General features: G+C 49.0%; 22 protein-coding genes. 7 read left to right on the plus strand and 15 right to left on the minus strand.

The genetic code is table 11. The features are described from left to right. The first annotated feature begins 396 nt into the window (after positions 1-396). Positions 397-2,154 carry an ABC transporter ATP-binding protein gene (locus ACEN86_RS13075; RefSeq protein WP_495631063.1) on the plus strand — a complete coding sequence of 586 codons (1,758 nt, stop codon included), beginning with the start codon at positions 397-399 and terminating at the stop codon, positions 2,152-2,154. Further along, positions 2,155-4,230, plus strand: a complete 2,076-nt coding sequence (locus ACEN86_RS13080) for an ABC transporter ATP-binding protein (RefSeq protein ID WP_495631064.1) — start codon at positions 2,155-2,157, stop codon at positions 4,228-4,230. Between the two features lie 79 nt (positions 4,231-4,309). Here ACEN86_RS13080 and ACEN86_RS13085 read toward each other — a convergent pair whose 3' ends face one another. The 3 genes from ACEN86_RS13085 to ACEN86_RS13095 all read right to left on the minus strand — a co-directional run bounded on the left by ACEN86_RS13085 (position 4,310) and on the right by ACEN86_RS13095 (position 6,907). Further along, positions 4,310-5,179 carry an S-layer homology domain-containing protein gene (locus ACEN86_RS13085; protein WP_495631065.1) on the minus strand — a complete coding sequence of 290 codons (870 nt, stop codon included), beginning with the start codon at positions 5,177-5,179 and terminating at the stop codon, positions 4,310-4,312. Positions 5,180-5,230: 51 nt separating this feature from the next. Then, positions 5,231-5,683, minus strand: coding sequence for a hypothetical protein (locus ACEN86_RS13090; protein ID WP_495631066.1), 453 nt, complete (start codon positions 5,681-5,683; stop codon positions 5,231-5,233). A 147-nt stretch (positions 5,684-5,830) separates the two neighbouring features. Further along, complete coding sequence (locus ACEN86_RS13095; protein ID WP_495631067.1) at positions 5,831-6,907, minus strand: branched-chain amino acid aminotransferase; 1,077 nt, start codon at positions 6,905-6,907, stop codon at positions 5,831-5,833. A 123-nt stretch (positions 6,908-7,030) separates the two neighbouring features. On the opposite strand from ACEN86_RS13095, the gene ACEN86_RS13100 reads away from it, so the two are divergent. Next, positions 7,031-7,930, plus strand: coding sequence for a LysR family transcriptional regulator (locus ACEN86_RS13100; RefSeq protein ID WP_495631068.1), 900 nt, complete (start codon positions 7,031-7,033; stop codon positions 7,928-7,930). Positions 7,931-8,006: 76 nt separating this feature from the next. Here ACEN86_RS13100 and ACEN86_RS13105 read toward each other — a convergent pair whose 3' ends face one another. The 3 genes from ACEN86_RS13105 to ACEN86_RS13115 all read right to left on the minus strand — a co-directional run bounded on the left by ACEN86_RS13105 (position 8,007) and on the right by ACEN86_RS13115 (position 9,991). After that, positions 8,007-8,183 (minus strand): hypothetical protein, encoded by a 177-nt coding sequence (locus ACEN86_RS13105; RefSeq protein WP_495631069.1) that lies wholly within the window; start codon positions 8,181-8,183, stop codon positions 8,007-8,009. Between the two features lie 280 nt (positions 8,184-8,463). Next, complete coding sequence (locus ACEN86_RS13110) at positions 8,464-8,796, minus strand: four-helix bundle copper-binding protein (protein ID WP_495634303.1); 333 nt, start codon at positions 8,794-8,796, stop codon at positions 8,464-8,466. A gap of 100 nt (positions 8,797-8,896) precedes the next feature. Then, positions 8,897-9,991, minus strand: coding sequence for a CobW family GTP-binding protein (locus tag ACEN86_RS13115; RefSeq protein ID WP_495631070.1), 1,095 nt, complete (start codon positions 9,989-9,991; stop codon positions 8,897-8,899). A gap of 189 nt (positions 9,992-10,180) precedes the next feature. Here ACEN86_RS13115 and ACEN86_RS13120 point away from each other — a divergent pair, with 189 nt between their 5' ends. Next, positions 10,181-10,696 (plus strand): MogA/MoaB family molybdenum cofactor biosynthesis protein, encoded by a 516-nt coding sequence (locus ACEN86_RS13120; RefSeq protein ID WP_495631071.1) that lies wholly within the window; start codon positions 10,181-10,183, stop codon positions 10,694-10,696. A 76-nt stretch (positions 10,697-10,772) separates the two neighbouring features. Here ACEN86_RS13120 and ACEN86_RS13125 read toward each other — a convergent pair whose 3' ends face one another. The 8 genes from ACEN86_RS13125 to ACEN86_RS13160 form a co-directional block, all read right to left on the minus strand. After that, the gene (locus ACEN86_RS13125; RefSeq protein ID WP_495631072.1) at positions 10,773-11,771 is read right to left on the minus strand and encodes an acrylyl-CoA reductase family protein; all 999 of its coding nucleotides are present in this window, start codon (positions 11,769-11,771) and stop codon (positions 10,773-10,775) included. A gap of 136 nt (positions 11,772-11,907) precedes the next feature. After that, a complete protein-coding gene (locus ACEN86_RS13130) occupies positions 11,908-13,365 on the minus strand; it encodes a nicotinate phosphoribosyltransferase (RefSeq protein WP_495631073.1) in 1,458 nt (485 codons plus the stop codon). Positions 13,366-13,408: 43 nt separating this feature from the next. Next, complete coding sequence (locus ACEN86_RS13135) at positions 13,409-13,957, minus strand: cysteine hydrolase family protein (protein WP_495631074.1); 549 nt, start codon at positions 13,955-13,957, stop codon at positions 13,409-13,411. 34 nt (positions 13,958-13,991) lie between these two features. Continuing rightward, entirely contained in the window at positions 13,992-14,771 is a 780-nt protein-coding gene (locus ACEN86_RS13140) for an NUDIX domain-containing protein (RefSeq protein ID WP_495631075.1), read from the minus strand. Between the two features lie 47 nt (positions 14,772-14,818). Beyond that, positions 14,819-15,220, minus strand: a complete 402-nt coding sequence (locus tag ACEN86_RS13145) for a PaaI family thioesterase (protein ID WP_495631076.1) — start codon at positions 15,218-15,220, stop codon at positions 14,819-14,821. Between the two features lie 89 nt (positions 15,221-15,309). Next, positions 15,310-15,762, minus strand: coding sequence for a YlbF/YmcA family competence regulator (locus ACEN86_RS13150; RefSeq protein WP_495631077.1), 453 nt, complete (start codon positions 15,760-15,762; stop codon positions 15,310-15,312). 43 nt (positions 15,763-15,805) lie between these two features. Further along, a complete protein-coding gene (miaB, locus tag ACEN86_RS13155) occupies positions 15,806-17,359 on the minus strand; it encodes a tRNA (N6-isopentenyl adenosine(37)-C2)-methylthiotransferase MiaB (protein WP_495631078.1) in 1,554 nt (517 codons plus the stop codon). 191 nt (positions 17,360-17,550) lie between these two features. Beyond that, a complete protein-coding gene (locus ACEN86_RS13160; protein ID WP_433943262.1) occupies positions 17,551-17,757 on the minus strand; it encodes a DUF1657 domain-containing protein in 207 nt (68 codons plus the stop codon). A gap of 173 nt (positions 17,758-17,930) precedes the next feature. On the opposite strand from ACEN86_RS13160, the gene ACEN86_RS13165 reads away from it, so the two are divergent. From ACEN86_RS13165 to spoVAD, 3 genes are read left to right on the plus strand one after another with little or no spacing between them, the layout of a single operon-like run. Continuing rightward, positions 17,931-18,791: a DUF421 domain-containing protein gene (locus ACEN86_RS13165; RefSeq protein WP_495631079.1), complete on the plus strand. Its 861-nt coding sequence runs from the start codon at positions 17,931-17,933 to the stop codon at positions 18,789-18,791. Positions 18,792-18,803: 12 nt separating this feature from the next. Continuing rightward, positions 18,804-19,310 carry a stage V sporulation protein AC gene (spoVAC, locus tag ACEN86_RS13170; RefSeq protein WP_495631080.1) on the plus strand — a complete coding sequence of 169 codons (507 nt, stop codon included), beginning with the start codon at positions 18,804-18,806 and terminating at the stop codon, positions 19,308-19,310. 1 nt (position 19,311) lies between these two features. After that, the gene (gene spoVAD, locus ACEN86_RS13175) at positions 19,312-20,331 is read left to right on the plus strand and encodes a stage V sporulation protein AD (protein WP_495631081.1); all 1,020 of its coding nucleotides are present in this window, start codon (positions 19,312-19,314) and stop codon (positions 20,329-20,331) included. Between the two features lie 488 nt (positions 20,332-20,819). Here spoVAD and pduL read toward each other — a convergent pair whose 3' ends face one another. After that, the gene (pduL, locus tag ACEN86_RS13180) at positions 20,820-21,392 is read right to left on the minus strand and encodes a phosphate propanoyltransferase (protein WP_495631082.1); all 573 of its coding nucleotides are present in this window, start codon (positions 21,390-21,392) and stop codon (positions 20,820-20,822) included. Positions 21,393-21,409: the final 17 nt, after the last annotated feature.

Below are 21,409 nucleotides of genomic sequence, written 5' to 3' on the forward strand. Positions count from 1 at the left end.
AACAAAATTAAGTTTGACATCTTTCCGAACCGGGTGATAAAATCGTCAGCGTACGAACAATTTTTTGTACAAATTTCCAAATGAAAGGGTGAATACGGTGTTTAAAGATCATCTCATGACTGCACTTGAATATGCAGCCAAATCTCAACAACTGAATACCGGAAGTAACCCTGCAATGATCGGAATTGGCTTTTAGCTGAACTGGAATCTTGCTCCTGGAGCATCTTACTTTGTTCTGCGGCGGTTACTTGTGCTCAAGTAACGTACGCGTGCTATGTGACCCTGAAATAGGAAGGCATATCGTTTACGGACGATATGCCTTTTTTGTTTTTCCGCGAAATTGCAGTGTTAATTCTAGAGCAAATTAACTTTACCAAAACCAAAGGAGGGAACCCTATGTTCTCAGTTCTCAAAAACTTGGGCTGGTTTTTCCGAAGAGAAAAACGACGTTACACTGTCGGTCTGGTCCTGCTGATCGTAGCGGGAATTGCCGAGCTGGCACCGCCCCGTCTGCTGGGCAATGCGATTGACGAGATTGTCAACGGATCGATTTCCTGGACTTCGCTTACCCAATATATTTTGATGATTCTCGGCATGCTTGTCTTTATTTATTTCATTACGTACATATGGATGCGGGAGCTGTTCGGCGGATCCAACCTGGTCGAGCGGCTGCTGCGATCCAGATTCATGGCCCATCTGCTTCGGATGACTCCGCCATTCTTTGAACGCAATCGGACCGGGGACCTGATGGCCCGGGCTACGAACGATCTTCGATCGGTGGCGCAGACGGCCGGATTCGGCATGTTGACCCTAACAGACTCGACGATCTTCCTGGCGGTTATCTTCATCGCGATGAGTACCATCATCAGTCTGAAGCTGACCCTAGCTGCCATCATTCCGCTCCCCTTCATCGCACTTGCCATGAGCATTTACGGGAAAGTCATCCACCAGCGGTACACCGTAGCGCAGGATGCTTTCGGGGACATGAATGACCAGGTGCTTGAATCGGTTGCCGGAATCCGTGTAATCCGGGCCTATGTTCAAGAACGTAATGATGAGCAAAGATTTGAATCCATCACAAATGATGTCTACGAGAAGAACCTGGCTGTAGCCCGGGTTGATGCATTTTTTGAGCCTACGATTCGCCTATGTGTCGGTATCAGCTACGCCATCGGCCTCGCCTACGGGATATATCTTGTTTTTCATAATGAACTTACTCTAGGAGAACTCGTCTCCTTTAATATGTACCTCGGGATGATGATCTGGCCGATGTTCGCCATTGGTGAACTGATCAACGTCATGCAGCGGGGCGGAGCTTCGCTAGACCGTGTCAATGAAATTCTGTATACCCAACCGGATGTGGAGGATAAATCCACACCTGCTCAGGTCGATGAGCCAGAACGTATCGAGTTCAAGGATGTGACCTTCCGCTACCCTACATCCGCTGCAGATAATTTGAAGCAGATCAACCTTAGTCTACACCCTGGCGAAACGCTTGGTGTTGTTGGAAGAACCGGCAGCGGGAAGTCTACCCTGCTTAAGCAGCTTCTTCATGAATATCCGCTCGGGACGGGCGAAATTCTGATCTCGGGTGTGCCGCTTGAGCATATCCCTGCCGAGAAGCTGCATTCCTGGATTGGTTATGTGCCACAGGAACAAATTCTCTTCTCGAAGACCGTCCGCCAGAACATCCAGTTCGGCTTGCAGGATGCTTCCGACGAGACCATCCTGGAGGCGATCCACACGGCAGCCTTCGATCAGGATCTCAAGACTTTATCCGATGGGCTGGATACGCTTGTAGGTGAGAAAGGCGTCGCCCTGTCCGGCGGACAAAAGCAGCGGGTATCGCTGTCCAGAGCCTTCATTGCCGATCCAGAAATTCTAATTCTAGACGATGCATTGTCTGCGGTCGATGCGCGCACGGAGGCCCGAATTATTGAGAATATCCGGAGCAAGCGTTCCGGCAAGACAACACTTATATCCACTCACAGGCTCTCTGCTATCGAACACGCAGATCACATTATTGTCCTGGAGAAAGGGCAAATCATTGAACAAGGAACTCACGAGGAGCTGCTATCCCAAGGCGGTTGGTACCGTGAACAGTACGATAGACAGCAGGTGGAATCCAATCTTACAGACGGGGAGGTGTCCTAATTGCATACAAGCACGGGAAAATCTCTATTTAAATACGCTTTGACCGCCAAGAAAACATTTATTCTGGCATTAATCATGCTCGCCATTGGGGTAGCCGCAGATCTTGCCGGCCCCTTCATCGCCAGAACGATGATTGACGACCATGTACTGGCCATTGAGAAGTCCTACTTCCAGACTCAGACCAAAGATGATTACACCGTCTCCTACAATAACGAACTCTACAAGCGAGAAGACCGCTTTGGCCCTGGAGAGCCAAAAGGACAGGAAGTCCGCATTCTTCAGGTTGGAAAAGGTTATGTTATAGCTCTTGGAGCGATAACAGCCAAGGACGGTGATAGATCTTTCCAAGATGGGAAGCTATCCATAACCCATGGATCACAGACCGACACTTATCCAGCGAGACAGCTCAGCAATGCCGAAATCTATTCGTTCTACAAACCTGAGTTCCCTGGTATCGTTCAGCTGCTGGGCTGGTATCTTGGCTTTCTGGCAATTGCGATTATTATGGAATTCGGCAAGACCTACTGGCTGCAATCTTCAGCCAACCGCGTAATTCAGAAGCTTCGACTTGATGTCTATGCTCACATCCAGCGGCTGCCTGTGAACTTCTTCGACAATCTGCCTGCAGGCAAGGTGGTCTCCCGGGTTACGAATGACACAGAAGCCGTGAAGGACCTGTTCATTGCGGTCCTATCTAATTTTTTCACCGGAATTATCAATATTATCGGGGTCTATATCGCTTTGTTCCTGCTGGATGCCCGGCTCGGGCTTACCTGTCTGTTCATCGTGCCGATCCTGATTCTGTGGGTGGTGCTGTATCGTAAATTTGCCACCCGCTACAATACGATTATCCGCTCCAGATTGAGCGAGATTAATGCAATCATTAACGAGTCCATCCAAGGGATGTCCATTATTCGAGTATTCCGGAGACAGAAACAGACCACGGAAGAATTCGAATCCCTTAACGATGATTACATGAAGCATCAGAACAAGATGCTGAATCTGAATGCATTTACCTCCCACAACCTCGTTAATGTACTACGAAGCGGCACGTTTGCAATTATCTTATGGTATTTCGGTTCCTCTGCACTCGGCGGAGCTAGTGTGGTGTCTCTGGGTGTTCTATATGCCTTTGTGGATATTCTGGGACGCCTGTTCCAACCGATCACCGGGATGGTCAATCAACTGGCCGCGCTCGATTCTTCCATGGTCTCTGCAGGCAGGGTCTTTACATTGATGAACGAACCTGGAGAGCAGGTCACGGACGGCGCTATGCCGCGGTATAAGGGGAATGTTGAATTTAAAGATGTTTCTTTTGCCTACAAACGTGATTATGTACTCAAAAATATCAGCTTTACGGCTAAGCAGGGTCAGACGGTAGCTCTGGTAGGTCACACCGGTTCAGGCAAGAGTTCCATTATTAACCTGCTGTTCCGGTTCTACGATCCTCAGAAGGGTGTTATCACAATTGACGGTACCCCGGTTACCGAATTACCAAAACAGTGGATTCGTCAGCACATGGGTATCGTGCTTCAGGATCCCTACCTGTTCACGGGAACCATTGCTTCCAACGTAAGCCTTGGGGATAAGCGAATCTCCAGGGAGACAGTAGAGAAGGCTTTGAGAGATGTCGGAGCGGAGCGCATCTTGTCCCATCTTCCAGGCGGCCTCGATGAACCTGTTATTGAGAAAGGCAGCACCTTATCTGCGGGCGAACGCCAGCTCATCTCCTTCGCAAGAGCACTAGCCTTCGATCCAGCTATTCTTATTCTGGATGAAGCCACTGCGAATATCGACACCGAGACCGAAGCGCTGATCCAGTCTGCGCTGGAAGTGCTGAAGAAAGGCCGCACCACCTTCATTATTGCGCACCGCCTCTCCACTATCCGCAGTGCAGATCAAATTCTGGTGCTGCACCGGGGTGAAATTGTGGAACAGGGTACGCATGACGAGCTTCTCGCCATGGGAGGCAAGTATCACCAAATGTATCAGCTTCAGCTTGGATCTTCTGCCGAAGTTCCCGCTGCTCAGGGAACGCAGGATCCCTTAGCCTTAAACTCTGCACCAAGGACTTAAACCATCAGCAAATAGGGGCCGACCCTCAAGATCAATGATCTTGAAGGTCGGCCCCTTTATTGCTGTTACCACTCTAGATTTACTCAGACAAAGCAATCTCAACTTGATACTTGCTGCTGAGATAAGTCTCAGTCTTCGTATCTGTAATCACTTGGGTGTACATTTTGTCAGGATCCGGGGAGCCAAGCTTGTAATAGATAATGGCCTTCCCTTCTGCAGTGAAATCAACTTTCTCAATCGAGATGCTGTATCCGGGATTCGGTTGCTGTGCCCGGGTCAGCACTACCTTGTTCACTTGATCGTTAACCTTCTCAACCGAGAAAGTAACCTGCTGGTTCTCATTCTGCGCAGCCTTGTGATTGTTCACGAACTCAGCAGCCTTATAGACCATCAGAGCAGCTTCCATACGAGTGATCTTATCCTTGGGATGGAACTTCTGGCTGCTGTCCAGTGAAGCAATCTTCATCAGCAGCAGGTTCTGAATGCTGCCCTGGTAATCCGGTGTAGTATCGCTGTCATCAGCCACCTGGATATACATCTTGATCAGCGGGTATTCCCCAGTCGCCCGAATTCCCTTGTACAAAATATGGGCAAATTGTTCCTTCGTCAGTTCTGTTGATGGATTCGCTGCCAGGTCTACCGGAATTCCATTCGCTTTCGCTATCTTCAGCGATTCTGCATACCATGCTGCGCCTTTCTCCGGCTGTGCCGCAGAATCCGACTTCAGCTGGAGCGCTTTCACTACCAGATGAATTCCTTGAGCAGCGGTCAGCTTGCCTTGCGGTGCGAACTTATCCTTGGTTATCCCCTGTATAATTTTCTTGCTTTGAAGCGAATTGATCACTTCGGAATCCTGTCCCTTAACGTCCGAGAAAGCGGATGCCGAGGAGACAGCCATTAACGAACAGCTCAACACCAGTGCCGATATGGCTTTACTTTTATTCCTCATGTCTCTGAACACCTCCACCCTCTTAACGGTTCCCCACAGGAAAATGTTGCATTAATCTTCCACCTTCACCTGATCATAGAGAAGGCTTGAATAATGCTGAAGCTTTATTTCCAGAGCCTGAGCCTCATCTCGGAAGGCTTTTAGCTCCTTAATCATGGCTGCTCTTCCAACTTGGGTAAAAGTTTCGTGAATCCGTTCCTTAAAATAATCATGAACTATGTAATTTCTCTGCTTCCATAACCGGTTTAACTGCTCCATCTCTTCTTCGGAAAAAGAGAAATTATGCTCAATCTCCCTCACCAGCTGACCGAGTGAACTGCTGAGCTTAAGCTGGAACAGCTCCGAGAAATCTTCCTCAGACGGAACCTTCCCGTCAGCCACCTTCATCAGCATGATCAAGTTCGCAAGCTGCTGTTCGAGAGCCTGCGAGTAATATACGGCCAAGCCGAAGTAGGAAAAGAGCTCCTTGGCTTGTCCACTGTCCATTCCGTTCATATCCTTCATGCCGAACCATCCTTCGAATCTTAGTAGTTCATTCCATATATCATAACAGGATGCATTACGCATTTAAACCAGTCAAGGCAGAATACAAAAATAGGGTGCCGCAAGCCGGAAATAGCACATGCAACACCCCACAACTTCAATTATGGATCAGGACTTTGGCAACTCAACGACCCAGCCCTTAGGACCTTCAATTCGGCCAAGCTGAATCGAGGTAAGCGTCTCATACAGCTTGCCTGCCAGCTCACCTGTATGTCCTTGATTAATGGTTAACTGCTCATCTCTCCAATGCAGCTCTCCAATCGGGGAGATCACTGCAGCTGTTCCCGTTCCAAATGCTTCCTCCAACGTTCCATCCTGATAAGCCGTGTAGACTTCCTCCATGGAGATCTGACGTTCTTCAACAGAGATATCCATCTGCTGCAGAAGCTCAATAATGGAACTGCGTGTGATCCCGTCGAGGATACTACCATTCAAAGCCGGAGTGATCACTTTGCCGTTAATCTTGAAGAACACATTCATGCTGCCGACTTCTTCAATATATTTCTTATGAACCCCATCCAGCCACAGAACCTGCGAATAGCCTTTCTCCGAAGCTTCCTCTTGGGCTTTGAGACCCGCGGCATAGTTACCGGCCGTCTTGGCATTGCCCACGCCCCCGGTAACGGCACGAACATAACCGGATTCTACATAAATCTTGACCGGATGAATGCCCTCTTCGTAGTAAGATCCCACCGGAGAGAGGATGATCATGAATTTATATTGAGTGGAAGGCGCTACTCCCAGTGCCGCCTCCGTTGCAATTATAAAAGGCCGGATATAGAGCGAGGTTCCTTCAGACGAAGGAATCCAGTCTTGATCGACGGTGAGCAGCTTCAAAAGGGCTTCCAAAGCCAGCTCCTCATCCAGCTCAGGAATGCTGAGTCTGGCATTGGACAGATTCAGACGCTTGAAGTTCCGGTCCGGACGGAATAGCAAGATACGCTCATCTTCCGTACGGTAGGCCTTCAGTCCTTCAAAGACACTTTGTCCGTAGTGAAAAATTTTGGCTGCAGGATCAAGCGTAATGGGCTGATAGGGAATAATCCGCGCGGAATGCCATCCCTTACCTTGGTCATAATCGAGAATGAACATATGATCCGTGTAGTATTTACCGAATCCCAGTTCATGGTCGGCTGGCTTCTGTTTCTTGCTGCTGCTTTGTTCAATCGTGATTGTATAGGTCATTTCATAACGCTCCTTCACTGCTGCACATTAATTAATTAAATGGTATCATTACTTCATACATATTGAAAAGGATCAATTTTATCGGATTTCCATACTTTTTGAGTATAGGTGGAGGGCAGACCTATGGATTTAAGACAAATGCGTTATTTTCTCGCTATTGCAAGAGAAGGTCAGATTACTAAGGCGGCCAAGGTGCTTAATATGGAGCAGCCTCCATTAAGCAGACAGCTCAAGCTGATTGAGCAGGAGCTTGGCGTTACTCTTTTTGACCGCAGCGGAAAGTCGCTTCGTCTAACCCCTTCGGGCGAACTGTTAAGGGAACGGGCAGAATCACTTCTGCTTCATTTCAACGAGACAATCAAGGAAGTGAAGGAACATAATGAAGGGATTCAGGGCTCCCTTTCAATCGGATCAGTCGTGTCATGTATATCCCTGCTTCCCCGCCCCATTGAACTATTCCGTGAGCAATATCCCAAGGTGACGTTCAAGATTACGGAGGGGGATCACTTTCTGCTCGGCGACCAGCTCGCTAAAGGCATGATTGAACTCATTGTTGCCCGGCTTCCTTTTGAAGCGGATCTGAATGAACAGTTCGAGGTTCTGCCTCTTCCGTCGGATCCTTATGTTGCTGTCGTTCCAAGCGATTCACTTCGGGTAGGCGGCCTTCAAAGCATGAATATGCTTGAGTTAGCGAATCTGCCCTTTCTTACTCTGAAGACCGACCAGACTACACGAATGCACGAGCAAGTTCTGCAGGAATGCAGACGGCATGGATTTGAGCCTAATATCATATGTGAATGCTCCAGTGTGGCCATTATTATAGCGCTTGTTGCTGCCGGAATAGGGGCCACGGTACTGCCCGGGTCTGTTATGAGTGCATTTCCCATTCCCCAGATCAGGACTGTACAATTATCGGATGCTCATTTTCAATCAGACGTAGGCTTAGTGTGGCTAAAGGATCGTTATTTAACCAAGAGTGCACGCCGGTTCATTGAGCGCTTTGCCCAAGATGTACTCTGTTAAGTCAGTATACTCATTTCCATCTACAAAAAAATCCAGGCCGGCAAATCGTAGGAACACGATCTGCTGGCCTGCCTAATTAACTCAGGGTTTTACCATTCATTTCAAACTCGGTTTGGTGCCATTCCCGAATCATACGCTGTAGAAAATGACCCTCTTGATTTCCTAATCCATATTGGTTCTCCTTGACGATCATCTCGCCAATCCGTCGTTTCAACATTTCACTTCGGCGTTCCAACACTTCATCATAAGCCAAGTATGCCATCTCCTCTTTTATTCTTTGCGAGCAATTAACCCACATCTTTTAGTATAAAGACAATTCTTTTACTGGTAAAACCACCTCTCCCTGCTTAAAAGCAGCTGAGATCGGCTCAGTTACAATAAAAGAAGCATGCCAATCCATATTTATAGAAATCCTTACATATCCTCCCGAATCATCCTGAATCCTTCCACTCTGTGGAAGTTAGGTGTACAGAGGATACGATAGCAATATCCCGGGCAGCCGGGCCGTGTCCGCTGAATGTCAGTGAGTTCAATCAGGCACTATGTACACAGCTAAGCTCAATCATCCGCTTGCAGGCTTCCGCACACTTTTGGCAGTGATCATGCTCATGATGGGAGCACTCCTCCGCACAGGCTTCGCATGCTTTGGCACACAGCTCCATAATTTCTTTGGCAAACAGGGTACCCCGTGACAAGGCATCTGCTGCGAACATACAGATGTCAGCACATTCCCGGACAATTCGGATACAGTCTCTTAGTGAGGCTAACTCATACTCCTTCAAGCTCGAGACATAACAGTAATTACATGCATTCATGCACTCCAGGCTGGCTTCTATATATTCGCGATAGGGTTGATCTTGAGTCATCATATACATTCCTCCTGAATATTTATTCTCGAACATGCTCGATTTCTTACTATGTAATTACCGTACTCTGTCCCGGTTGAAACGAAGCTGTGCCAAATTCCTAGATACTGCCAGGGGCCTTTCCGCTTTCCTCCAGCTCAAGCAGGCGGCGTGCAAGCAGCTGCTTATCAAAATGCTCCCCGATAAATACCGCGACGTCCGGGATATTTCCTTGGGGGGTAATTTTCATATAGTCCGATTCCCGGTAAGCATACTGAAATAAGAACCGGCTTGATGTATCCGAGAAGGTCAGCACGCCTTTACCCCGGTATATATCTCTTGGCAGCTCCTTGATAAATTGCTCGAACAATTCGCTATTCACATCAGTTTGGAAGTAATGCGTATACACGGTGACATGTTCATGTGAAGCATGAAGGTGCGCATGCTCTCCCTCACTGCCGGATTCCTGATGAGTGCCTGAGCTTGATCCCAGACGGCCGTCTGCTCCTGTTTCTTGTTCGGGCCTTACGTGAGTATGGGGTTCTTGTCCGTGTAAATGCTTACCTTCTACTACAGGAGTTCCTTGTTGATGACTCCCTTCGAACTGGAGCAGCTCGGACAGATCAACCTTGCACTTAACAGCCGGAATAATCTTGGCAAAAGAGTTCCAACTCGCCAGCTGCCTCTGAAGCTCGTCAGCCTCTGCATGATCCACTCTGTCGATCTTGTTCAAGATCAGCACCGATCCGCAGCGAATCTGTTCCTGCATCAGCCTGTAAGTCTTCCCCTTCTGAGTTCTGGCCAGCTCAAGTAAATGCGGAGCATCCACGACGGTAATCATCGGCTTGATCTCCAGCTTCTGATAAAGTGCAACCTCGGCTACGGCATCCAGAACCTCCATCGGGTTGGCAGCACCCGTGGCTTCGATCACGACCACATCCGGCTGCTCCCGTGCGATCAGCTCGGACATCTCACTACTTAAGTCCGCACGGATAGAGCAGCAGATACACCCGCTCAGCATCTCAGCCATAGGCACCTCCTCCTCAACAAGGAGCCCATCCAGGTTCACATCCCCTATCTCATTCATCACTACAGCTGGTCGAAGACCTTGATTCTTCCAGTAAGTAATCAGCTGTTGAAGCAGTGTCGTCTTCCCGCTGCCGAGAAATCCTGACAAAATATATACAGGTAATACTTGCTGATGTTCTAAATTCATACTATCTCCTCCGACCTTTGCTTGGTAACCTTGAAAGGCAGTTTACTATATGCGCATCTTCGATGCAAGCTGGAGGAGGACCAGGAATTGGAGCCTTAATATCTGGGACAGGACTTAATTTGTGATAAAATATAATAAACCCATCTAGTATTCTCTTAAATTCCTCAATAAGAAAGTGAGAAGGTTACTATGCTCAGATCTGTAGACGAACATCGCAGTGAAGCTCCAAGATCAGTCCAATGTATGGTCATTACGGTATCGGATACCCGCACTCCCGAGACAGACAGCAGCGGCGCTCTCATGAAAAGCCTGCTAGAAGAGAATGGATACGGAATTGAGGGATACAGGATTGTCCAGGATGACTATGATGATATTCGCCAGCTTCTCCGGGAGGCAGCCGCGAACCCCTCCATCGAAGCGGTACTCCTAACCGGAGGGACCGGAATCGCCCCACGGGATACGACCTATGAAGCAGTCCGAAGCCTTCTGAGCAAGGAACTGCCCGGATTCGGGGAAATATTCAGATATTTAAGCTTCACTGAGGATATTGGTTCAGCTGCGATCTTAAGCCGGGCGATTGCCGGTACGATCGGAACTACAGCCGTATTCTCTATGCCAGGCTCCAAAGGGGCAGTAAAGCTGGCGATGGAGCGGATCATTCTTCCTGAGCTGCGTCATGTCATGCGTGAAATATACAAGAAATAAGCGCGGCATAACAAAAAAACACTTCTGTCCACCAGGGACTGAAGTGTTTTTGCTGTGTTAGTGTATGAGGCTTATTCTAGCCAAGCCTTACCACTTGTCTGCCTACCGCTTCTCCAGCGAGAACGACCTTGAGCGCCTTAGGCAGCTCTTCTAGACTGAACTCACTAATCGCCTGCTGTAGGACCCGCTGCGGCTTCCAATCCCGGGCGAGCTGATCCCACAGCTTCTGGCGCAGTGGCATCGGACACTGGACAGAATCAACCCCCAGCAGCTGAATCCCGCGCAGAATAAAAGGATACACGGTGGCATCGAACTTGCCGCCGCCCGTCATGCCGGATAGGGCGATTGCCCCGCCATACCGGATCACCTTGAGCAGCTCACCGGTGCCCGGGCCGCCGACAGGATCCACCACGGCGGCCCATTGCTCGCGGCCAAGCGCGCCCTTGGCCGCGCTTGCTGCAAGCTCGGCGCGCGAGATTACGCCCGCCGCGCCAAGACTCCGCAGCATCGCCTCCTGCGGGGCTTTGCCTGTGCTGGCCGTCACCTCGAAGCCCAGCTTCGAGAGGATGTCGACGGTCATGCTGCCCACACCGCCGGTGGCCCCGGTAACTAGAACGGGGCCTTTCTCCGGCGTGAGCCCGCTGCGCAGCAGCAGCTCCGCCGAGAGCGCCGCCGTGAAGCCGGCCGTGCCAATGGCCATGGCTTCCTTGGCCGATAGGCCGTCCGGCCGGCGGACCAGCCAATCGGCGGGGATCCGGGCGTATTCGGCGTACCCGCCCTCATGGGACACGCCAAGCCCGTAACCCGTGCAGAGCACCTCATCCCCTGGACGGAACTCGCAGCTCCCGGATTCGATCACTTCCCCGGCCAGGTCAATCCCCGGGATGAAGGGGTATCTTTGTACAATCTTGCCTTCAGGAATACTGGCCAAACCATCTTTATAGTTCACACTTGAATAGTGGACCTTGACGAGCACATCTCCCTGCGGCAGATCCTGCTGCCCGATCTCCTCCACAAGGGCACGGAACCCCTCCTCATCCTGGTGAACCCGAAAAGCTCGAAAAGAAGCATTCATCTGATTTCCTCCTGAACAACTCGTTAGATTTGATAACAAAATCTCCTGCTATTCCCCGCTCGATGCCTGATCCATGTCGAGTTAAGCCGGATTTCCGGATTTCCTGCGCTTTCCCGAGAAATAATACAGGATTCCTCTATTCCTCGGTATCAGGCTCCAAGTACGCCTCAAGCAGTCTTTGCTTCATATCCAGGGTCTCCTGGCTCAAGCTGACCCGGTAGATTTCCGGATTCAGCTTACGGAGATATTCCGGCCAGAACAGCTGCATCTGCTCCTTATGGTAATCGCGGATCTGTTCCAGCCCTGGAAGCTCATAGACAAGCTCTCCATCAATAAAGATGGGCTCGAGTAACTTAATGGCATAGAAATGCTTAACCGTCTTCTGAAGGTAAGGATGCAGTGGATTTATCAATTTCAGCTTGCCACCTAATTTCGGGTTCTCTTCATGAGGAAGATTGATGTAATCCGCAATTGCCTTGTTGCTACCGCTGCTGATAATACGATAGACTTCTTTTTTGCCTGGCGTCGTGACCTTCTCGGGGTTGCCGGAGATCTTGATCGTCGGCTCCATCTTGCCGTCCTTCTCACGCTCAACAAGCTTATAGACACCACCCAGAGCAGGCTGATCGGCTGCGGTGATCAACTGGGTTCCCACGCCCCAAATATCAATCCTGGCACCCTGTGCTTTGAGGTTGAAGATCGTATTCTCATCCAGATCATTGGAAGCCACAATTTTCACATAGTCCAGACCTGCCTCATCCAGCATCTTGCGGGCTTGAATGGACAAGTAGGCCAAATCGCCGCTGTCCAGTCTAATTCCCACCATTTTTTTGCCTATAGACTCCAGATGCTTCGCTGTCTGAATGGCATGCGGTACTCCGCTCTTCAGAGTGTCAAAGGTATCCACCAGCAGCGTAACCTGATCCGGCATAGCTTTGGCGTACATCTCAAAGGCTTCCTGTTCATTATCGAACAGCTGAACCCAGGAATGGGCATGAGTTCCCTTGGTCGGGATTCCGAACAATTCACCTGCGAGCATATTGGACGTTGCATCGAATCCGGATATGTATGAAGCCCGCGCTCCCCAGACTGCAGCATCAGCTTCCTGGGCTCTCCGGGTGCCGAACTCAAGCAGCACATCCTGCTCGGCTACCTGCTTGATTCGGGAAGCTTTGGTCGCAATCAGGGTCTGATAGTTCATGAAATTAAGTATCGCCGTCTCTACAAGCTGAGTCTCCATAATATTGCCTTCCACACGGATTAACGGCTCATTGGGAAAGACCAAAGCTCCTTCAAGCATCGAGAAGATACTTCCGCGAAACTTGAAACTGCGAAGGAGTTCCAGAAATTCAGGCTTGTAATTCTCTTCCTGTTTGGCTAAGTAGCTCAGATCCTGCTCGGTAAAATGCAGTTGGTTAATATAGCTGACAATCCGTTCCAGACCGGCAAAAACAGCATATCCGTTCCCGAACGGGAGCTTGCGGAAATAAGCCTCGAACACGGCTTTTCTTAAATGTGTTCCATTCATCCAGTGAGCATAGATCATATTGATCTGATATTTATCCGTATGCAGCGCTAAGCTATTGGTTTGCATGTCTCTCTTCCTCTCGCCTCCTGCAGCTTGTACAGGGAATTAATTAAGCTTGTTCACTGGGCTTGACTTCTGCACCCAGACTGCCTTTGAAATGCCCAAGAGCCCATAAATGTCCTGCTTCATTAAAGCTGGCAACGGCATCCTCGAACACCGTAATTTTAAATCCTTTATTATAAGCATCTACAGCCGTATGCAGCACACAAATGTCCGTACATACTCCGATCAGGTGAACCTCATCAATCCCCCGCTCACGAAGCCTCAGTTCAAGGTCTGTTCCGCAAAAAGCGCTGTATCTGGTTTTGTCCATCCAGTAAATCTGCTGCTTATGATTCTCATATACCTGCCCCAAGGAACCGAACAGCTCCCGTCCCTCTGTCCCCTGAATATTATGAGGCGGGAAAAGTCGGGTCTCCGGATGGTAAGCATCGTTTGCTTCATGCAAATCGACAGCCATAACCACATAATCACCTCGGCGAACATAGGCTTCGGTAAGCCTTGATACCACAGGCTCAATCTTGACAGCCGGCTCTCCTACCGGAAGACTGCCATTCACAAAATCTTTAGTGAAATCAATCACGATTAAGGCTTTCATAAAATCATCTCCTTTATTAGTCTATCCCCAAAAATCAGGTGTATATGGACAACTGCGGAGTGAAATCTGTAAATCGGTACAGCTGGGCTGGCCGCTGGGAATATTGGTTGGACAGCAAGGGCTGACCGTTCTCGTCCCGCACTTCCTCCAAAATCCCCTGCCTGCTGCGGGTTGAAGTGATTTTTCGAATAAAATTAAGCTCTGCGAAATCGGGCACAACCGTCTGAATCACCTGATAAAGCTCACTTAGTGTGAAGTGCTCGGGAAGAAACTGCTTCGCAATCGTGGTTTGAAGCATCTGCTGCTGAATTCTTTTGTAAGCGTCCTTTAATATTTCACGGTGGTCAAAGGCAAGCTCAAGCTCTTCAAGCGCCTCCTTCATCGTGAACAGACCTACCTTCTGGGCATCGTCAGCCGCCTGTCTCTTCTCAAGCACCCACTCCTCCACGAAGGCAAAAAAGGCATGGGAGATAATCCATCCCCTTGGATCTCTTCCTGGCTTGCTGTATACGCCCAAATACTCCAAATGCCGGCCTTCCACCCCTGTCTCTTCCATCAACTCTCTGCTGGCTGTCTCGTACAAGGATTCGTCTTCTTGCGAGAAACCACCGGGAAGAGCCCAGGCACCTGCGAACGGCCAACTCTTACGCCGGATCAGCATGACCTTGAGATCGAATATGGGCAGTGATTTGGTCGCGGCCCGCCGCTCCTGCTTCGTTAAGGTGAACATCACGATATCTGCAGGAATTCCATCGGGCGTCCTGTACTTCTTCGCATCATAGGGCGGCCTATTGTGCTCCTGTTCATTTGTCATCCTACATCACCATATTAATTTATTTGTCTGAAGATGAATCATCAAGCTCAGTGTTTCTCACTGGGTAATCGAAATGTAGCCGTGGCTATACAGCCCAGGACCTGTTCCTCATTGCGAATTTCGGCATGAAGGGTGAGCGTCCGGTAGGTTTCGTGCACAGGATACGCCGTCACAAAGACTTCTCCGAGGCCCATCGGGGCCAGGAAGATCACATTCAGGTGAGTGGTTACACCCTGACGTCCATCCTTTGCTGCAATCACCGCAAAACCCATGACCTGATCCATGAGTGACGAGAGCACTCCGCCGTGAACAATCCCGACCGAATTTAGATGTTTCGGTTCAATTGTCAAGGTAGCCTCTACCTTATTCTTACTGACACTCATCACGCGACCTCCAAGATGGCCCCAAAAAGAGTTGTTGCTTCGTTCCATGATTTCTGCCCATTCCATCCTGTAAATCCTCCATTCTCTGTCTCTCTGAGCATTTCAAGCCTGTTGAATAAAAAATGTGCGGAAGAACTCCCCCGCACATCATTCCATTAATCGCAGCTGCTAGGCGCTGCTTCGGTTCCAGCTTCTACATTCACTTTCTCAGATACCGTGTCACGGATTACAGACACGACAAGCTGAAGCAGATAATTAATATCACTTTGACTTTGCTGGAATTCAGTCACAAGCGGTATACTGTCAATTTCATCCTGAAGCTCTTCAATTTCCTTTTCAATTTTGGCAACCATGGCTTTGTTCTCGAAGGACTCGAAGGCCACAATCTCCTTCTGCTTCTTCTTAATGGTCTGTATAAGACCTTGGACACGCTCATGATTCTGAATCTTTTGTTCCGCCTTCTTGAAGTGTTCTACTTCCTCGCTGGTACCGATCAGTTCGGCAAGCTCCTTGGCTTTCGCCATAATATCTTCACGGATGACCAAATTTTTGGTATCAAAAGTAGGCATTCCGCAATCATTATACTGCACGTTATCAAGCTGTCCCATGGTCCAATTCCCCCAATTTATAGTTTAGCCATATCTGCCTGACTTATGATCCCGCCGTTACCGGCTCGGGAACGATATTCCCCTTGATGTACCAAGTCATTGGATCCGTAATCTCGACATGAACAAAAGTGCCGATCAGGTCCGCAGATCCTTCGAAATGCACCAGCTTGTTACTCCGTGTTCTCCCGGCAAGGACATGCTCATTATTCTTGCTCTCGCCTTCAACCAATACCTCGACTACAGAACCGACAACCTTATCGTTGCTCATGCGGCTGTTCTCGTTGATGGCATCATTAAGACGTTGCAGACGTATCTTCTTCACTTCCATGGGAACATTGTCCTCCATGACCGCAGCAGGCGTTCCTTCCCTTGGCGAATAGATAAAGGTATATGCCGAGTCGTAACCCACCTCTTTGACCAAAGACAGGGTGTCCTCAAATTGTTCATCCGTCTCACCCGGGAAGCCTACGATAATATCCGTAGTGAGTACCACATTCGGTATTTCTGTCTTAATCTTGCGGGCAAGCTCAAGATAGTGCTCCCTGGAGTATTTACGGCTCATTCTCTTCAATATTTCCGTACTTCCGGATTGAACCGGAAGGTGGATATGTTCAACCAGATTCCCGCCTTTAGCCAGCACCTCAATGAGATCATCATCGAAATCACGCGGGTGTGAGGTCATAAAGCGGACACGAGGGATATCGATCTGTCTAAGGTCGTCCATCAGATTCGCGAAGGAGTAGGTGAGATCGGTAAAATCTTTGCCGTACGCGTTGACATTTTGCCCAAGGAGCGTGATTTCCTTAAAACCTTGACGCGCCAGCTCCCGCACTTCAGCTATGACATCTTCAGGTCTGCGGCTGCGTTCTTTGCCTCTTGTAAAAGGCACGATGCAGTAGGTGCAGAACTTGTCACAGCCGTACATAATGTTCACCCAAGCCCGCATACCTTCACGCTTCTTCGGCAGATTCTCAATGATATCGCCTTCCTTGGACCATACCTCAACCACCATCTCTTTGCTGAAAAGCGCCTCTTGAATCAAATGTGGCAGACGGTGAATATTGTGGGTACCGAAGATCATGTCCACAAAGCTGTGCTTCTGCATAATCCGGTTCACCACCGTCTCCTCCTGAGACATACACCCGCATACGCCGAGCAGAAGACCTGGCTTCTCAAGCTTCAGCGTCTTCAGATGCCCAAGCTCGCCGAACACCTTGTCCTCAGCGTTCTCCCTGATCGCACAAGTATTCAGCAGAATCAGATCGGCCTCTTTGCGATCCTCTGTTGACTCATAACCCATTTGCTCGAGCAGACCCTTGATGGTCTCCGTGTCATGCTCATTCATCTGACATCCGTAAGTATACACAATGTAGCGCTTGCCCCGGCCCAAGTCCTGAAGGCCTTCGGGAACCGTGTTCTCGTACAGCACTTTCACATCTTCCTTACCGCGCTGCTTCTCCTGCCTGTGGTTCGGTTCAGACATGATATGAATTTCCCGACCGCGGATTCGGATTTTTTTGCCGGTTTCGTCCTCGGAAAGGATCTTGGCATCTGAGAAATCGAAATATTTGGAGTAATCCTTTTTATTCTCCGCCACGCTCCGGTTCACTCCTTCAAATCATCTATCGACTCCCTGGAATGGGAGGTTACAATAAAAAAAGCATTACATCAAATTATACCATACCTAAATCGCCTTATCTATTAGGTTTGACCGCAAACCAAAAAACCGTTCCCACCCAGGGAACGGTTTTTTAGGATCAAGGCATGTTACTTTCGTAACAGGATCAATTAGAAGCCTTTATATTGCGGCTCTTCATTTTCAAGCTGCTGAACACGGCCTTCCACCTGATTCACAATTTGCTGAGTTTGTGCAGCTGCGTCTGTGAATAGGGTTTTAGCCTCTTGGTTTTGTGTGCTCAAAGCAAACGCCTCTAGGCTTGCCTGCGCACTTTTCAAAGAAGCAACAGTTGTCTTTACCTGCGATGCAACGGTCATCCAAAATCACCTCCTTATCCTTCTAGGCTCATAATTTAACCTGTAGCCGAGAATTTCATCACTGGTAAAAAAATGGTGATTTTCCAAACGATAATTTATTAAAACTTGAAGCTTATACAGATAATTGTAAGGATGAATTCTCAGCTGAGTATACAGGAAGGGGATAATCTGTAATGCCTGAATGGTTAGAAGTTGTTATAAGGACACTTGCCGCCGTAGTTTTCCTGTTCATCCTTACCCGGCTGCTCGGCAAGCGGCAAATTTCCCAGCTATCTTTCTTTGAATACATTACGGGTATAACCATCGGCGACTTGGCTGCAGTCGTATCCCTAGAACTGGACGGCCATTGGTACCTTGGCGTTATTTCTCTGGCCGTATGGGTTGCTGTCTCGTTGCTCATTGAATTTTTACAATTAAAGAGCAAGAAAGCACGCGGAATTATAGACAGCAGCGGTACTGTCTTGATCAAAGACGGTAAGGTACTCGAAGATAATTTGAAGAAAGAAAAGCTGACCAATGAGGAGCTGCTTGAGCAGCTGCGGAAGAAAAGTGTATTTAAGGCCGCAGAAGTTGAGTTTGCCGTTATGGAGCCCAATGGGGAGATCAATGTCCTGCTAAAAAAGGAAAATCTCCCTTTAACTCCAGCTATGCTGGGCATCAAGGTAGCCCCAGAGGTCGAACCTCAGACTGTTATCCTTGATGGGGTTGCTATGCTTGAGCCACTGGCTACTATAGGCAAAAATATGGCTTGGCTGAATACCGAGCTGAATAAGCTCGGCGTGTCCCTGGACAATGTATATTTGGGACAAGTGGATGCCTATGGCGGTCTGTACGTCGATTTATACGATGATCAGATTAAAGTTCCCGAGCCTCAGGAACGAGCCGTTCTGCTGTCCAATTTGAAGAAATGCGAAGCTGACCTCGAAATGTATTCGTTGTCCACCAAGGATAAGCAGGGCAAGATGATGTATGAACAATGCTCCAAGCAGCTGGACCATGTTATCAATAGCATCAAACCCCTGCTAAAAAGATAGGAGGCAGATCTCTTGGCTAATACGAAGAAGAATAAACAAAAAAATCAAAATAAAAAGCTGACTCCGGTCCAACAGGACTATAAGGAGCTGTCTCAAAAGCATGAGCCGAAGCGCCCTGTGTTCCTCAATTGTATCAGGGCCTTTGTCAGCGGAGGACTGATCTGTCTGATCGGTGAATGTATCAGGCAATGGTTCATCCACTACGGGGGATTTGATGAGAAAAGGGCTGGTGATCCTACCGTAGCCGTTCTGATCCTGATCTCCGTCATCATCACCAGTCTTGGCTACTATGACAAGCTGGCCCAGTGGGCGGGAGCGGGGACCGCAGTTCCCGTTACCGGATTCGCCAACTCCATGGCCTCGGCAGCGATCGAACATCGCAGAGAAGGAATTGTACTGGGTATTGGATCCAATATGTTCAAGTTAGCCGGGGCCGTTATTGTTTTTGGTACGGTTGCCGCTTTTCTAATTGCTTTGTTCCACTTTTTATTTATACCTGGATCATCGGGAGGTTCTTGATATGTTAAAGGGTCATCAAAGCTGGGTGTTCGAGAATAAGCCCCGTATTATATCCACAGCCACCATTGTCGGTCCTTTTGAAGGGCAGGGGCCATTGGCTGCAGATTTCGACATTATTCACGGGGATCTATATCTAGGGCAGGACAGCTGGGAGAAGGCTGAGAAAACTTTGATCGAGGAATCATGCAAGCTGGCGATTGAGCATGCTGGTCTGACTAAAGAGGACATACAGTTTCATTTTGGCGGCGACCTCATGAATCAGATTATTAGCAACAGCTTTGCTGCACGTACACTTGGGATTCCCTACATGGGACTATTCGGCGCCTGCTCTACCTCAATGGAAGGACTTGCCCTTGCCGCCCTTGTGGCAAATAGCGGAAGTGCGAATTATGTCCTTGCCGGCACCTGCAGCCACAACGCCAGCGCTGAGAAGCAGTTCCGATACCCTACAGAGTATGGCTCTCAAAAGCCCCCTACCGCACAGCATACCGTTACCGGTGCTGGTGCAGCGGTGGTGTCTCCTTCAGGGAATGGCCCTGTCATTACCTCAGCAACCATTGGCCGTGTTATTGATATGGGGATCAGCGATCCCTTCAATATGGGGGCCGCTATGGCTCCTGCCGCGGTGGATACCATTGAGGCTCACTTTCGCGACCTTCAAATCGAACCCAGCTATTATGATCTCATTGTAACGGGAGACTTATCCAAGGTTGGGTATGCCATTGCCAATGACCTGTTCAAGGAGCATAACTTTCCAATTGAGCAGACTACCTATAAGGACTGCGGTATGATGATCTACGACTATGACAAGCAAAATGTTCAGTCTGGCGCAAGCGGCTGTGCCTGCTCTGCCGTGGTCACTTACGGCCATCTCTTGCGGCGTATTCGTAAAGGTGAACTGCGCCGCATTTTGGTTGTAGCTACCGGCGCCCTGTTGTCCCCCATCTCCTTTCAGCAAAAGGAGACGATTCCATGTATCGCCCATGCCGTATCGATTGAACGGCAGGAGTTCCAAGGTTAGCAGCTATTTACGACTCAGTTAACATGTTCTGGGATCGCGGTGACCTCACCAGATTCTTTGATCTATACCACAAACAGCAAAATCCGGTGACCTATATCGATTAAGAAGCCTCTTATTCAGGAGGCTTCTACCTACATATCAGGCACCAAAAAGACGGGACATACCTGGTCATACCCTGCGTAATTGGCAGGGGTATGACCAGTGCCTCCCGTCTTTTTTAGTTGCAATCTGCTGACCCAGTCATGGAGAGGAGTTTTTAGGACTGGAGAAGCGTAAGCGTTCGCCTACAAGCTTTCTGAAAGAAAGCTACATCGGAAGCATTCGCTTGATCCTCCGATTTCATCCACCTGGGGATAATCCAGGAACTCGGAGGGCAACAGCGATTGCAGGCCCAAACAACTACTCGTAATAACGGCGCGAAATCACCAGACAGCTCGCCGCAAAATAAAAAAGACGAGACCCAAGGTCCCGTCTTTCCTCACATATTTCTATTCGATAATTTCTGCCGTATCACCGGTTTTGGCCCCAGCAGCATTCGCTTCATCGGTATCGATGTGCATGTCCAAAGCATAAGAATCGGATACCCGCGCAATTACATTCTCAAGGATCAAGCCGCGCTCGCCGCCAAGACGAACTTTAAGCAGCTGCTGGTCCTTAATACCCCAATTAGCCGCATCAGAAGTATGGAAGTGGATATGACGGGCTGCCACAATGACACCCTGCTCCAATTCAACTTCGCCTGCTGGGCCTTTTACAGTAATACCCGGAGTCCCATCAATCTTGCCCGATTCACGCACTGGAGCTTTGACTCCGATAGCGAAGGAATCCGTACGGGAAATTTCAAGCTGCGATGCCGGACGCGCAGGTCCCAAAATACGCACCTTGTCGAATTGCCCTTTTGAACCAATTACAGCCACCGTTTCATTGGCGGCAAATTGTCCAGGCTGAGACAATGGTTTAAATTCAGTCAATTGATAACCTTGTCCAAACAAAGTTTCAATATGTTCTTGGGTTAAATGGATATGACGTGCCGATACACCTACAGGTACAGTTTTACTCATGATAGAGTGTCAACTCC

This window comes from Paenibacillus sp. Paensp111, assembly GCF_059492195.1.

Coding starts and splice junctions, on each gene's coding strand:
- ACEN86_RS13075 (WP_495631063.1), top strand. CDS start 397: ATGTTCTCAGTTCTCAAAAACTTGGGCTGGTTTTTCCGAAGAGAAAAA.
- ACEN86_RS13085 (WP_495631065.1), bottom strand. CDS start 5,179: ATGAGGAATAAAAGTAAAGCCATATCGGCACTGGTGTTGAGCTGTTCG.
- ACEN86_RS13090 (WP_495631066.1), bottom strand. CDS start 5,683: ATGAAGGATATGAACGGAATGGACAGTGGACAAGCCAAGGAGCTCTTT.
- ACEN86_RS13095 (WP_495631067.1), bottom strand. CDS start 6,907: ATGACCTATACAATCACGATTGAACAAAGCAGCAGCAAGAAACAGAAG.
- ACEN86_RS13100 (WP_495631068.1), top strand. CDS start 7,031: ATGGATTTAAGACAAATGCGTTATTTTCTCGCTATTGCAAGAGAAGGT.
- ACEN86_RS13110 (WP_495634303.1), bottom strand. CDS start 8,796: ATGACTCAAGATCAACCCTATCGCGAATATATAGAAGCCAGCCTGGAG.
- ACEN86_RS13115 (WP_495631070.1), bottom strand. CDS start 9,991: ATGAATTTAGAACATCAGCAAGTATTACCTGTATATATTTTGTCAGGA.
- ACEN86_RS13120 (WP_495631071.1), top strand. CDS start 10,181: ATGCTCAGATCTGTAGACGAACATCGCAGTGAAGCTCCAAGATCAGTC.
- ACEN86_RS13125 (WP_495631072.1), bottom strand. CDS start 11,771: ATGAATGCTTCTTTTCGAGCTTTTCGGGTTCACCAGGATGAGGAGGGG.
- ACEN86_RS13130 (WP_495631073.1), bottom strand. CDS start 13,365: ATGCAAACCAATAGCTTAGCGCTGCATACGGATAAATATCAGATCAAT.
- ACEN86_RS13135 (WP_495631074.1), bottom strand. CDS start 13,957: ATGAAAGCCTTAATCGTGATTGATTTCACTAAAGATTTTGTGAATGGC.
- ACEN86_RS13140 (WP_495631075.1), bottom strand. CDS start 14,771: ATGACAAATGAACAGGAGCACAATAGGCCGCCCTATGATGCGAAGAAG.
- ACEN86_RS13145 (WP_495631076.1), bottom strand. CDS start 15,220: ATGGAATGGGCAGAAATCATGGAACGAAGCAACAACTCTTTTTGGGGC.
- ACEN86_RS13150 (WP_495631077.1), bottom strand. CDS start 15,762: ATGGGACAGCTTGATAACGTGCAGTATAATGATTGCGGAATGCCTACT.
- ACEN86_RS13160 (WP_433943262.1), bottom strand. CDS start 17,757: ATGACCGTTGCATCGCAGGTAAAGACAACTGTTGCTTCTTTGAAAAGT.
- ACEN86_RS13165 (WP_495631079.1), top strand. CDS start 17,931: ATGCCTGAATGGTTAGAAGTTGTTATAAGGACACTTGCCGCCGTAGTT.
- spoVAD (WP_495631081.1), top strand. CDS start 19,312: ATGTTAAAGGGTCATCAAAGCTGGGTGTTCGAGAATAAGCCCCGTATT.
- pduL (WP_495631082.1), bottom strand. CDS start 21,392: ATGAGTAAAACTGTACCTGTAGGTGTATCGGCACGTCATATCCATTTA.